Origin of the sequence: Novosphingobium aeonii, assembly GCF_052279045.1 — a bacterium.
Taxonomy (GTDB): Bacteria; Pseudomonadota; Alphaproteobacteria; order Sphingomonadales; family Sphingomonadaceae; genus Novosphingobium.
On record NZ_CP176832.1, the window covers coordinates 2,366,597 to 2,380,404 of the forward strand.

Consider the following 13,808-nt stretch of genomic DNA (forward strand, 5'->3'; position numbering starts at 1 on the left):
CGAACTTTCACAAAATTCTTCTGTCCCCATCGCGTCGATCACGCGCTCTCCACCCCCGACCGCCGCAGGGCCTTCCGCTCACGGCATCCATCGGGGAGTTATTCGAATGTGGACCAAACGCAGCCTCTGGCTGGTATCGACAGCCATCGCCTTCGGCACGATGGCAGCTCAGCCGGCTTACGCCGAGGGCGAACCTGCAGCTTCTCCTGAAAACGATATCGTCGTCACCGGCTTCCGCGCCAGCCTTCAGGGCGCTCGTGACGTGAAGCGCAATGCGACAATCATCCAGGATTCGATCGTTGCCGACGACATCGCCGCCTTCCCCGACCTCAACCTTGCCGAAGCGCTCCAGCGCCTGCCAGGCGTCGCCATCAACCGCGAAGCCGGCGAAGGCCGCAGGGTCAGCTTGCGCGGCCTTGGTCCGGACTTCACCCGCGTCCAGCTCAACGGCATGGAAGTGCTGGGCAACGTGGACTCTCCGCAGGACAGCCGCGGCCAAGGCACGCGCGACCGCGCGTTCGACTTCAACATTTTCGCCGCCGAACTGTTCAACCGTGTGGATGTGCGCAAGTCCTTCTCGGCAGAGCAGACCGAAGGCGGCCTTGCCGGCACAGTGGGGCTCTATACCGCGCGCCCGTTCGACTATGAGGGCACGAAGGTAGCCTTCTCGGCCTCGGCCGGCACCAATACGCTGACCAAGGATTTCCAGCCGCGCCTGACCGGCCTCGTCTCGAAGAACTGGGGCGATTTCGGCATCCTCGTCTCCGCCGCCTACAGCCACCGCCAGACCCGGGAAACCGGCCTCGATACCTATCGCTGGCGCCTCAACAAGGCGAACGGCTCGGATATCTCGGGCCTGACGCAAGAGGAACAGGACAAGATCAACTCTGGTGAACTGCGCTTCGCGCGCGGCAACCGACTTTCGGTCTGGGACAGCACGCAGGACCGCCTTGGCGTAACGGCTTCGGCGCAGTGGAACCCGTCCGAAACCGTGCATCTCACGCTGGACGGCCTTTACGGCAAGTACAAGGCCGACCGCTTCGAGACCCATCTCGCCTCGCGCGGCAGCGGCGGTTCCACCTGGCTTGGCGGCGGGCAGACCTTCGCGGGCGTGAACTATCCGAACTCGACCATCAACGACATCGAGTGGAACGACCAGAACGAGGTTACCTACCTTGACGTTTCGGGCGCACAGACCGCTACCGAAACCCGTATCCAGAAGACCACCAACACGTTCAAGCAACTGGTCCTCAGCGGCGACGCCGAGATCGTGCCGGGCCTCAAGGCGACGTTCCTGGGCGGCATCGAGCGTTCCAGCTACGACATGCCGGTGGACGACCATTTCTACACCGAAGCCTATGGCGACGTGATCTCAGACTATCGCGGCGGCAACTACTCGCTCGTCAACACTTATGGCTGGGACACGAGCGATGCGTCGAACTACCACGCGCATGAAATCGACATGAACCAAAGCTTCCAGGATACCGCCTTCGACAACATCAAGGGCGCCCTCGCCTACGAGTTCACGCCCGACGACAAGATCTCCGTCGGCGGCGAATGGCGGCGGTTCAAAAACTCCGGCTTCAAGCGCACCTACAACGATGCCCTGCTGAACGATTTCAAGTCAGGTGCAGTAAGCGCAGACATCGGCGATTATTCGCAGGTCTACACCGGCTACAAGGGCCAGGACTGGGTGATCGTCGATTATGACAAGGCCCTCGACGTGCTCGGCATCGACCGGGGGAACTACCTGACCTCGAAGAACAGCGTCTTCGCGGTGGAAGAGCGTACCGCCGCCGGATACGTGCAGTACGACTGGAACCATCAGCTCGGCTCCCTGCCCTTCCGCGGCAACATCGGCGGCCGCTACTATCATACGGACATCCTTTCGGCGGGCATCGGCACCGTGAGCGGCGCGAATACGCCCATCGCGGTTTCAGCGAGCTATCAGGGCTTCCTGCCCGCCGTGAACATGATCTTCGAGCCGGCTCGCGATCTTGTTGTCCGCGCTTCGGCTGCGCGCAACATCAACCGTCCCTCGCTCGGCTCGCTGGCCGTCAATGGCACCGTTTCGGTCGGTGACAACGGCGAACTGTCTGTCTCGGTCGGCAACCCTGCCCTCAAGCCCTACAAGTCCACCGACCTCGATCTTTCGGTCGAGTACTATTTCGGCAAGGTCGGCTCGGTCAGCGGGGCCCTGTTCTACAAGACGCTGGACGGCTTCATCACCACCCAGACCGTCACCGACGTACCCTACAGCCAAACCGGCCTTTCGACCGATCTTGTCCCTGGCGCGACCGGCAACACCATCGTCACCTCGTTCTCGCGTCCGGTGAACCTGGGCAAGACGGACCTGTGGGGCCTCGAACTTTCGGCGCAGACGGATTTCACTTTCCTGCCCGCACCGTTCGACCACCTCGGGACAGTGGTGAACTTCACATATGTCGATTCCAGATACGATTACTCAACGATGTACAGCGGCGGCGCCAACACCACGCTTGAAGGCTTGAGCAAGTACAACGGCAACGTCACGCTCTACTATCAGGATGCAAAGTTCGACATTCGCGGATCGGCCAATTACCGCAGCAGTTACGTCTATAGCGCAGCACCGATCACGAGTTCGCTGGGGCTCGACCAGGATCTCTCGGGCTATGCGGCAACTGTCTATGTCGACATGTCCGCCCACTACAAGGTGACTGATGCCATCCAGCTCACGCTCGATGCGATCAATCTCACCAACCAGCACGAACGGCAGTACTCGGACAGCACCAAGCGCCTTTATGTGAATACCCGTTCGGGTACGACCGTTATGGGCGGCGTCCGCTTCGAGTTCTGATGGAAAGGGCGCGAGGCACATCTCTGTCTCGCGCCCCAACCGGCATGGCGAACAAACGATAGCGCAAGGTCACATAACCGTCATCGAGCCCTGATAGCGGCCGCGCCGGAGGGCTTGTGTTTCCCAGCGGTCGCGTTCGGCTCATCACATCCTGCATGGTTCTGGCACTGGCCGCACCGCTTGCGGCCGGAAGCGCACATGCACGTGCTGGAAAGCCTGCGCTTCCAACATCGCGGCCAAAGCCGCGCAGCATTGCCTTCAAGATCCCCTCCGGCCGCGTTGTCGATGTTCTGAGGGCGATTTCCCAGCAATCCGGCGTACAGATCGTTACCTCGGTGACACGGGACCTGAAAATCCGTCGTGCTGTACGAGAGCGGCTGACGGTCGAAGAAGCCCTGGCAAGGATCGCCACCGAGGTTCCGGTAACGGTAAAACGGATGCCGGACGGGTTCGTGGTCACTCAGGGCATATCATCCGCATCTCGCAGCCCTGCACCTTCTCCGGCTGCGACTGCCGCGACATCGGAACCGGAAGCGCCGCCCATCATCGTCACCGGCTACCGTGAAAGCCTGAGGCAGGCGGTGGCGGAAAAGCAGGGGGCGCAGTCCATCCTCGAGGTCACCCGTGCCGAGGATATCGCCGCTTTCCCCGACCACAATGCTGCTGACGCTCTGCAACGCCTGCCGGGAATTGCCATCAGCCGTGACAATGGCGAAGGCAGGCAGGTTTCGCTGCGCGGTCTCGGACCGCTTTTCACCCGCACCACACTGAACGGGATCGAGGCGCTCGCCACCACCGCATCGGGTTTGGACAATCGCGGTTCGGCCAGTCGCCAGCGCCGGTTCGACTATTCGGTGTTCGATGCAGGGCTGTTCTCGGAAGTCGAAGTGCTCAAGAGCTGGTCGGCGGATCGCGAGGCCGGCGGCGTCGGCGGGACAGTGGCCCTGCGCACGGTTCGTCCCTTCGACCAATCCGGCGACGTCACCCTGCTTTCCATGCAAGGCCGCGCAGGTGCCAACAGCAGTGCCGTCACGCCGCAGCTCACCGCCGAAATCTCGCGGAGAAACGATCGATGGGGTGCGCTTCTGGCGTTGTCCTGGAGCCGGAATCGGGTTTCCGAATACGGCTACCGCAACTGGGACTGGGTTCCCGTCGTCTTCGGAGAAGCCAACGTCGGCTCCGGGGTGAGCAGCGAAGACCGGGCGCGCCTTACCGGCCATGGCGATCCACTGTACATGTCGCGCGCGCAAACTTACTCGACCTGGACTAACCGTTTCGATCGGCTGAACCTCGTTGCCTCGCTCCAACATGAGAGTGACGGTGGGGTCACAATAGCGCTGGATCTCGTTCACGCGCGGCTGTCCAATCATCGCGAGGAATACTCGCTGGCCGCAGCCGGAACCAACGGGCTGACTGCGGATGTCGATGGCACCCAGTTGCTCAACGCGGTAACGGTCGTGGGGAACACGATCACCGCGGCGGATTTCAGCAGGGTGGACTTCCGCTCGGAGCACAAGCTGACGGAAGATCACACCGATTTCAGTCAGGCGGTGTTCTCGCTCGACGCACCGATCGGAGAACGCACGAAGGTCGCCGCGCGGATCGGCTATGCCCGCAGCGATTTCGAGGAGCCGGTGTTCGACAAGGTTTTCCTCGAAGCCGTCGGCAAGAACTTCAGCTATGTCGCGACCGGGCATGGCGCACGCAACGCCTATGGTTTCGACCTCACCCAGGCTTCCCAGTGGAGCCTCATGCGGGCGGACACCCGCGAAGATTCGATCGTCAATCAGAACGTCACAGCAAGGGTCGAACTGAGCCACACCATCGCTTCGGGGCTCGAATTGCGCCTCGGCGGCTCCTATCGCTACTTCGGCAACGACGGGTACGAACGGCGTGTAAGGGTTGACTACGAGGAAGGCAGTCCCGCTCTGACATCCCTGTTCAACGGCCAGACGCTGGCCCCTTATATCGTCGCCGATGTCGATGCCACTTTCGCCGCGACCGGGCAGCAGCGCGATCTCGGCGGCGGCGATGACATGCCCGGCACCGCCTACGCATTGCATGAAAACACTTATGCCGCTTTCGCACTCGCCGCGGTCGGTGGACAGCTTGGCGCAATGCCGCTCAGGGCCGAGTTCGGGCTTCAATACCAGCGCGTGGATACCCTTTCCTCAGGCAAGGCCAGTACCGACGTCAGCCAGTATCCGGTTTCCCTTCGCAGTAGCCGGGGGGCGTGGCTACCCTCGATACAGGCGCGCCTGGAACTCCGTCCCGACCTGCTGCTGCGTCTTGCCGCCAGCCGTAACCTGAACCAGCCCGACGTCGCCGACCTGCGCGCCGCGGCACAGGTCAATGCGACGCCGTTCGGCGGCACCATCACCTCGGGCAATCCGGCCCTGAAGCCCTTCACGGCCGATGCGCTGGATCTGTCGATCGAGCACTACTCGGGCCGAGATGGCTATGTCTCTCTAGGCCTGTTCTACAAGCACCTGGATTCGTTCATCACCTCTCAGACCAGCGTTACGCCCTATTCGGAAACCGGCTATCCGCTGGAGTTCCTCTACGCCGATCAGGCCCCCTCGATCCTCTACAACGTCGTGCGCCCCGTGAATGGGTCGGGTGCCTCGATCTTCGGGCTGGAGGCAGCCGTCCAGCGTGACCTGCGCTTCCTGCCCGCTCCGTTCGACGGTTTCGGAATGGCCGCAAACATCACTTTCGCCTCAGGCAGGAGCGACGTGACCTACGGCACCGATACAGTCGACCTGCCCCTGATCGACCTGTCTCGCTGGTCGGGCAACGCTACGCTCTATTACACGGGGCAAAAGTGGGATGCGCGGATCGCCGCCGCATACCGCGGAACGTACCGGGTTGGAGTGGGCAATAACGGCAACATCGGGGAATGGATCAAGCCGAGCCTGACACTCGATCTCGCCGCTCACTTCGCACTTGGTGAAAAGCTGCAGGCATTGGCGGAGGCCCGTAACCTGACCGACGCTCCGATCGCCCAGTACACCGACCGCGATGCCCGCCGACTGCTCGCCAGAACCCGCAGCGGGCGGGTGTTCTCCGCCGGGCTCAGGTACAGATTTTGAGGATGCGATGACCATCCTGTCCCCACCCGGCCGCCTCGACGCTCTTACTTCGCAAACCGCATTGGAATTGCCGGACATGCCGCGCTCATCACCGGGCCGTCGACAATGTACATGACCGATGCCGCCAGCCAGCTTTCCGCCGGGCTCGGGCGGCTGCGCAGCTATGTTCGCAAACGGATGCGCGACCCGGGCGGCATGGAGGACGTGGTGCAGGAAACGCTGGTACGCGTGATCGAACAGGAACGCCGACAAGTGATCGAGCAGCCTCTGGCCTATGCCTTCAGAGTTGCAGACTCTGTCATCATGGCAGGCGCCCGCAAGGCCGCGCGCGAAACGGAACTGGATGAATTCGAACTGGTCTGCAACCTGCCGCTGGCCGACGAGGTGCTCGATTACCGCCAGCGCCTCGGCCGGTTCGAAGCCGCCCTCGAACGACTTACCCCGCAACGCCGCACAGTGTTTCGCATGCGCCATATCGACGGAAAATCGCGGCAGGATATTGCGGCTGAAATGAACCTCAGCGTGGAGGCCGTGAAGAAGCACCTCGTGCGCGCAATGGCCGACCTCACCCTCTCCCTCGGCGACGACTGGGCGCCGGAAGCCGGGGCAGGAACCAACCATCATGGATGAACGACAGCTGGAAATGATTGAAACCGCCGCCGACTGGGCGGATCGCTACGATGACCTTGACGAGGCCGGTCGCCGAGAACTGGCGCGCTGGCTGGAGCAATCCCCTGAACATGGCCGGACCTTTGCCCGCATGAGGCAAATGCTCCAGGACGGAGCGCTGGCGGAAGCGCTCGAAAGCACAGCGAGCGTCGTGGAGGTGCCCATTCCCGTACTGCCGCGTCAGCGGCCTTCGGCAATGAGGCCCGGATTGCGGCGCACTGGGCAGGAGGCGCCGGGTCTCGGTAGGCGGCAGGCTCTCGCTGCCGGTCTGGCCGCGCTCGCAGTTGTACCCCTCGGCAGCTATTTCCTATTCCGGAACGACAAAGACGTGCCAGCCTCACCGCTCCGTTTTGCCAGCGCCGTCGGCAAGCGGCGCCATTTCACGCTGCCTGATGGCTCGGGCCTCTTGCTGGATGCCGCTTCCTCGGTCGCCGTTCACTTCACAGCCGACATGCGCGCAGTAGAGCTGGAGCGCGGAGCTGCCCGCTTCGATGTCCGCCACGATGCCGCGCGCCCTTTCGAAGTCCGCACCCCCGGGGCGAGCATGACCGCGCTCGGCACCAGCTTCAGCGTCGATCGATTGACTGGTGCGTCGGAACTGCGCGTCTTTTCCGGACGGGTTCGGATGGCGGCGGACGGCCATGACGCGTTCGTCGTCCCGGCCCGGGAATGGGCGTTGTTCGACGGCAGTGCGACAAGCCGGGGGAATTTCGATGCCGAGACCCGGCCGGACTGGCAGAACGACTGGCTCGACGCAGATTCCATGCGGCTCGGCTTCGCGATAGAGCGGCTCGCCCGGTATAGCGAAACACCCATCCGGCTCGGCGATCCCGCACTGGCTAGCCGCACTTTCAGCGGCCGCTTCCGGCTGGACCGGCCAGAACAGTCGCTGGCCCTGATCGGCGCCCTGTTCGGCCTTGAAGCAAGCCGCCGCGCCGATGGTATCTACCTTGTAACTGCATGAAACGGAAGGGCGATCCTGCACCTTGCCGGACCGCCCGCCGATAACGTCATGCTTTCGCGAAGCGCCGCTCGTTCCAGTTTACCGAAAGTCCGGTACTGGTAGTACCTGCGGTGGAACGTCCGGCAATGGTGTTCATGAAATGCCACTGCCCATTCACCCTTTCAGGCGTCAGATCCAGCGAGACATAGCCCCGGCGGCTGGTGTCGGCGAATGCCAGCCCCGGATTTGCTCCCCGAAGCGCAGCGGCAAGGTCAGCGGGCGGCACGGAGGGCAAGTATGCCTCATAGCCGGGCGAGGTGACCGAATGCCCGGCATATTCCACACCGGCCGCGCGTCCGTCGAGCGAGAGTTCATTGCCCCAGGCATTGTGGCTGTCGCCAGAGAGCACGACGAGGTTGCAATCCGCCTCACGCGCAGCGCGCAGCAGGCGTTCACGTGCGGCAGGATAGCCGTCCCAAGAGTCCATGTTGAACGGCAGGCCGGCCTTCGATGCGGCGGCAATGGCCATGAGCGCTTGCCGCACTTTCGGGTCTGCCCCTGCCGGAACGAGATCCGCCATCTGCGGCGGGGCCTTGAGCGACCCCATCACCACCTGCTGCGCCAGAACCTGCCAGCGCGTGCCGGACCTCGCCGAGTCCGCCAGCCCCTTGTATAGCCACGCTTCCTGCCTGGCCCCCATGAGCGTGCGGTCGGCGGACATCCATGGGCCGTCGCGGAATTCTGCGAGAGCCTTGGCGATGTCGTTTTGTCCAGCCATGGCCGAACCGAAATCGAGTTGCTGCGTGCGCTCGCTTACGCGGGTTTCCGGGCGGAACAGAGTTGCCAGCGAACCTATCTGGAAACTGTCATAGAGCGCATCCGACACCGGCATCCATTCGCGATAGGCCTTCTCGGCCGCCGCACGGCGTATCGCCCATGGGCCTTCCTTGTCGCTCTGGTGGTTCTCTGCCCCGCCTTTCCAGGTGTCATTGGCGAATTCGTGGTCGTCCCACTGGGCAATCATTGGAAATCGCTGGTGAATCCGGCGCAGGTCGGGATCCAGGCGGTAGCTGGCGAAACGCAGGCGATAGTCGGCAAGCGTCACCGTTTCGTTATGCGGCTCGATCGCGCGACCCGCCATCGGGTGGTCGGGATAGTGGCCGTATTCGTACTCGTAGAAGTAGTCGCCGACATGAACGATCAGGTCGAGATCGTCGCGGGCGGCGGCGTGGGCATAGGCGTTGAACCAGCCGAACGGCATGTTCGAACAGGAGAAAAGCCCGATGCCGAAGCGTTCGACCTCACCCACCGGCAGGGTCCGGGTCCGGCCGACTTCGCTTTTGGTGCCGTCCGGCGCGATGAAGCGATAGAAGTACCATTGCCCCGGCGCGAGGCCGGAAACCACCAGCTTGGCGCAATTGTCGTGCGCGGGAGAAGCGACGACCTCGCCGCCTCCCGCCACTTTCCGGAAAGTGTCGTCCGCCGAAAGTTCGCAGCGCAGTTTCGTATCACCGCTGCCGACATAGCGGGTCCATAAGAGCACCGAGTTCGCCGCCGGCTCCCCGCTCGCCACGCCGTGCGTGAAGCCGCGCGCGGTGAGTATCTGCGCCACTCCCGGTGTGGAAAGGGCGGCGAGCCCGAAGGCGCCTGCCTGGAGCAGCAGGCGGCGGTCGAGTTGAAGCGTCATGTCTATTCCTCGGGCTGTTCGCTCAGTAGCGCGCGGTGATCTCGATGCCGTAAGTGCGCGGTTCGGCCGGGATAAACGTGGGGTAACCGAAGGAGCCCCCGGTATTGCCGGCATCGAGCAAGTACTTCTTGTCCGTTAGGTTACGGGCATAGCCGGCGATGCGGAACTTGCCCTCCATCAGCGAAACGCCGCCGCGCAGGTTGACCAGCGTGACCGGGCCCTGGCTGATCGCGTCCTTGTTGGGGATCTCGAAGTAGATCTTGCTGCGGTAGGTTACGCTTGGCGTCAGGAACAGGCTGGTGTTCCGGGTCAACGGCAAATTGAGATTGAAACCCGCCGCCCATTGCCATTTCGGCTGCAGACGGAACTGGTCCCCCGCATAGACACCGTTGGATTCCTTGTCGTCGATCCCACCGCTGATGAAACCAACATTGCCGAAGGCGCTCAGCCAGTCGGTGAAGCGAGCCTCGAGTTCGGCTTCGACGCCCAGGTTGGATGCCGACCCGGCGCTCTCGGTGCGTGCGACCCCGGTAGTGGCGTCAAGGACCGAGACCTGGAAATTGCTGTACTTGTCGTAGTAGACGCCCAGCGAGCCGGAAAACATGCCGACTGAGCCCTTGATGCCCGCCTCGTAGTTCCAGACCGTCTCCGACTTGATGAGATCGAGATCCGCAACCGGCCCCGCCGCTGCCGACAACTGGACGACCGGCGAACGGCGCCCCTCCGAAATCGTGGCGTAGAGATTGAGGCTCGGGGTCAGGTGATAGAGTGCGTTGAAGCGCGGCAGCACCGCCGCGTAGGACTTGCGGGCATAGAAGGTCTGTCCGTCCGTATCGACGAGCGGCAACAGCGGCTGACCGTAGACCGGCGCGTCAGGCTGATACGCGGAGTAGCCCGATCGCCGCTTCTCGATCAGCACGCGGGCACCTGCGGTCAGTTCAAGAGCGGGGGCCGGTTTCCAGCTCACGTCACCGAACATCGACCAGGACTGGTTGCGGCCCTCGTTCTTGTACCAGCTCGAATAGGGCACTGCTGAATAGGCCCCGCCGGTGAGCAGCCCGGTCGCAGAAGCGGCGGGAACGCTGTTGTCCGGCGCGACGCAGCCGAGCCCCGGAATGACGTTGGCGCTGCACTGGAGGTAGGTACCCAGTTCCGACGACATCGGCACATACTGGTAGCTGTCCTCGATGAAGTAGTTCCAGCCGAACGAGGCGCGCCACTGGTCGTCGCTGTAAGTGAAGCGGCCTTCGTGGCTCGCCTGCCAGCCCTTCGCGCGTTCCGCGAATTCAAGATACCAGGCAGCGGAACCGTCCGCATCGAACACTTCCAGCGCATCGAAGTGGCGGTAGCCGTTGACTGTGGTGAAATTCCAGCCATCCGCGAAGTCCCACGCCAGCGTGAGGTTGCCGTCGTAGACATCGCGATCGAGCCCGAGCTTGTCGGAGCCCAGCACTTCCGCCGAATAGGGCGAACCGCCGAGATAAGCGGCGTCGTAGAGGCCGTCCACCGAAGTCGATCCGAGATTTTTCGAAAGGAACGGGGTTCCCGAATTACGCTGGCGATCGTAAGTGAAAGTCAGGTCAGCGGTGAAATCGCTGGTCGGGGTGTAGCGCAGGGAGCCACGAAGGCCGAGCTGGTCCTGCGCGTAGAGATCGTCCTGCCCCGGGGCGAGGTTTTCGATATAGCCGTCACGCTTCTTCCATTGCCAGGCGATGCGTCCCGCCAGCACGTCGTTGCCAGCGTTGACGAAGCCCTCTACCCGGTAGGCATCCAGATTGCCGTAAGCGCCGGTCACTTCGGCAGAGACACCGGGCTGCGGCTTGGCCGAAACGAGACTGATCGCACCGATCGTGGCCGCCGTACCGAACAGCGTGGCCTGCGGGCCTTTCACCACTTCGATGCGGTCGAGATCGTAGAGGCCCTGATATGCGCCCCGCGACCGGGAGATGTCGACACCGTTGTAATAGAGCGTGACGCGGGGGCCCTGCTGCGCGGAACCGCTGTCGGAAGTGATGCCGCGAATGACGAAACCGGGGTTGTTCGCGCTCTGGACCTGTACATTGAGACCCGGAACGTAGTTCGAAAGTTCTCCGATATCGGTCACGCCCAGTTCGCGCATCCGCTCACCCGTCTGCACGCTGAGCGTGATCGGCACGTCCACGGCGCGCTGCTCGATCTTTTGCGAAGTGACGATGATCGAGTTGGCGCTTTCATCCCCGGCGTTCCCGCCGGTCGCTTCCGCGCCGGCCTCGGCTTCCGCCGCGAAGACCGCCGAAGGCATTCCGGCAAACGCCGTTCCGACAAGAAGAGCTGCCGAGCAAGTAACGAATTTCATTGCCGTTTCCCCTGGACCCGATTGGGTGATGGGACGGCGGGTTACGCCTCGCAGATTAAGTTTCCATGGCATTCCAATGACGGTTTAAGTCAGTGGATGAAGGCAAATGGCAATCGGTTGCAGCGTATCTGGGTATCGTCTGACCGCCTTGGATCGGCGAAAGCCCGTGGTTGCCCCGGTGGTGGTGTTCTGGCTTACGGTTCCCCACAGACGTGAACCAAGGGAAACGCGAAGATGCGCTGGCGCGAGATGCGGGAAGACGATGTGGCTGGTGTTGCCACAGTGGCGGATGCGGTTCATCTCGATTACCCGGAGAATCCGGAGGTCTTCGCCGCCTGCCTCCGCCATTATCCTTCCGGCTGCCGCGTACTGGAAGACGATGACGGGCAGGTCGCCGGCTACCTCGTATCGCATCCCGGCAGGCAGGATCATCCGCCCGTTCTCGACACGCCGATGGAAGCCCTGGCTGAACCTTTCGACTGCTACTTCCTTCACGACCTCGCCCTCGGCGCGGCTACGCGCGGGCGAGGGTTCGCAGGTGAAGCCGTGGGGATTGCGCTCGGCGAAGCAAAGGCGCTGGGCCTTGACCGGGGGGTACTGATCGCCGTCGGGGATGCTCACAGCTTCTGGAAGAGACAGGGCTTCGAGTTGCTCGGCGACGGGCTCCTCGATCCGGCCAAGGGATATGGTCGCGAGGCACGGATGCTTGTGCGCCGATTCTGAAGAACTGCTTCTAAAGCGTCTTTGCCCAAGCCCGCATGTCAGTTGCAAAGCGCGTCAGTTCCCCCTCGTCCTCGAATACCGAATGCCCCGCAGCATAAGTCTTCGAAGTACGGTGCTCCGGTCCGATCCCGGCATGGTCGAGCGCAAACTGTCCGGCGGCGACAGGCGTGGTGATGTCGTAGTAGCCGCCCACCGTCATCAGCTTCATTCCTGGCTTGTCCGCCAGTGCCTTGGCGAGGAACGGTGCGAAACGGACGGTGCGATAGACTTCTTCGCGACCCCAGTCCCACTTGAAATTGATCCCGAGATTGAGCGTGCGATAGGCGCTCGGCAACGCATAGCCGAGATCCTTGCCGATATAGTCGGCGATCAGGTGCCCGGTTTCCGCGCCCAGCGTCATCGAGGGATCATCGAAAGGCGGGTGCATGTTCGATTCCGCCACGGCGCGGGTTACGCGGCCGTCAAGCTGTCCAGTGCGCAGCCCCTTCGCGGAGAGGAGGCCCAGCATGAAGCCCTGGCGATCGAGTTGCAGCCCGTCCTTCTCAAGCGTGGCGGCAGGCAGCCCGATGAGCGCCGATATGCGTGCGGCTACCTTTGCCCGTTCGGCCTCGGGAAGCGAGGCTCCTGCGATCAGCGCGCGGGCGTAATCGTTCTCGGCAAAGGCGCGGGCTGCGGCGAAATGCTGCTCCACGGTCGTGCCCTTGCGGTCGATGGCCTGATGATACCAGGCGACAGCGGCCAGGGTCGGCAACAGGGACACGTCGGAGATCACCGGCCCGTCGTTGTCGCCAAGCGAAAGGGAAAACAGCGCCACGCCGTCGGGCAGCGGCAGCTTCGCCTTGCTCTCGGCATCGAGCATCGCCAGCGCGCGGGCGGTACCATAGCTCTCGCCTACAAGCGCGAAGGGAGATTCGGTGCGGCCATTGGCCTGCCGCCAGGTCTGCACCACCTGGGCCACGGCTGCCGCATCACCGGAAACCGAGAACAGGCTCGTCGCATCCGCGCCCTTGACCGGCATCGACGCGCCTGTGCCCGGCGGATCGATGAAGACGAGGTCTGCTACGTCCAGCAGGCTGTGCGGGTTGTTCTCCATATGCGCGCCCTCACCCTTGCCGACGATGCGACGCGGGCCGAATGCATTCATGTGCAGCGGAGAGGACGAGGCTCCCGGTCCGCCGTTGAACACGAACAGCACTGGCCGCCTCGCGCTGCCTGCATCGCGCGCAACGTAAGCGTAAGTGACGACAACCGCCGCAGCCTCCCCCTTGGCATTCTGCACCGGCGTTTCGCTTACGATGGCGTCATAGGCCAGCTTCCTGCCGCCAAACTCGCCCTTGTGCCGGGTTACGACCACTTTGCGGCTGACGGCGGCACGCTCCACCATCGGCTCCATCGCTTTGAGGAACACCGGCGGCATCGGCAGGCTCTCGTCCTGTGCCAGAAGCGGCGTGGCGGGGAGCAACGTCGCCAGGACGGGAGCAAGGGCAAGCAGGCTGGAACGCATGAAAACGGTCTTCTTGGCG

8 protein-coding genes are annotated in these 13,808 nt (G+C 63.1%); 5 read left to right on the forward strand and 3 right to left on the reverse strand.

Features of this window, described 5'->3' with window-relative positions; genetic code table 11:
* Positions 1-106: 106 nt before the first annotated feature.
* The 4 genes from ACLIMP_RS11530 (at position 107) to ACLIMP_RS11545 (ending at position 7,561) form a co-directional block, all read left to right on the forward strand.
* Entirely contained in the window at positions 107-2,836 is a 2,730-nt protein-coding gene (locus ACLIMP_RS11530) for a TonB-dependent receptor (protein WP_443477856.1), read from the forward strand.
* A 155-nt stretch (positions 2,837-2,991) separates the two neighbouring features.
* Positions 2,992-5,928, forward strand: coding sequence for a TonB-dependent receptor (locus ACLIMP_RS11535; RefSeq protein ID WP_443477857.1), 2,937 nt, complete (start codon positions 2,992-2,994; stop codon positions 5,926-5,928).
* Positions 5,929-6,039: 111 nt separating this feature from the next.
* Positions 6,040-6,558: an RNA polymerase sigma factor gene (locus ACLIMP_RS11540; RefSeq protein ID WP_082370342.1), complete on the forward strand. Its 519-nt coding sequence runs from the start codon at positions 6,040-6,042 to the stop codon at positions 6,556-6,558.
* Positions 6,551-7,561, forward strand: coding sequence for a FecR family protein (locus tag ACLIMP_RS11545; RefSeq protein ID WP_324695350.1), 1,011 nt, complete (start codon positions 6,551-6,553; stop codon positions 7,559-7,561). The genes ACLIMP_RS11540 and ACLIMP_RS11545 overlap by 8 nt, the downstream gene beginning before the upstream one ends.
* A 46-nt stretch (positions 7,562-7,607) precedes the next feature.
* Here ACLIMP_RS11545 and ACLIMP_RS11550 read toward each other — a convergent pair whose 3' ends face one another.
* The gene (locus tag ACLIMP_RS11550; RefSeq protein ID WP_324695352.1) at positions 7,608-9,227 is read right to left on the reverse strand and encodes an alkaline phosphatase D family protein; all 1,620 of its coding nucleotides are present in this window, start codon (positions 9,225-9,227) and stop codon (positions 7,608-7,610) included.
* Positions 9,228-9,249: 22 nt separating this feature from the next.
* Positions 9,250-11,562, reverse strand: coding sequence for a TonB-dependent receptor (locus tag ACLIMP_RS11555; RefSeq protein ID WP_324695354.1), 2,313 nt, complete (start codon positions 11,560-11,562; stop codon positions 9,250-9,252).
* Between the two features lie 234 nt (positions 11,563-11,796).
* Between ACLIMP_RS11555 and ACLIMP_RS11560 the strand changes: the two genes are divergently transcribed.
* On the forward strand, positions 11,797-12,285 hold the full coding sequence (locus ACLIMP_RS11560) for a GNAT family N-acetyltransferase (protein WP_443477858.1): 489 nt from the start codon (positions 11,797-11,799) through the stop codon (positions 12,283-12,285).
* 10 nt (positions 12,286-12,295) lie between these two features.
* Here the strand turns inward: ACLIMP_RS11560 and ACLIMP_RS11565 are convergent, their stop codons facing one another.
* A complete protein-coding gene (locus ACLIMP_RS11565; RefSeq protein ID WP_443477859.1) occupies positions 12,296-13,789 on the reverse strand; it encodes a S10 family serine carboxypeptidase-like protein in 1,494 nt (497 codons plus the stop codon).
* Positions 13,790-13,808 lie beyond the last annotated feature (19 nt).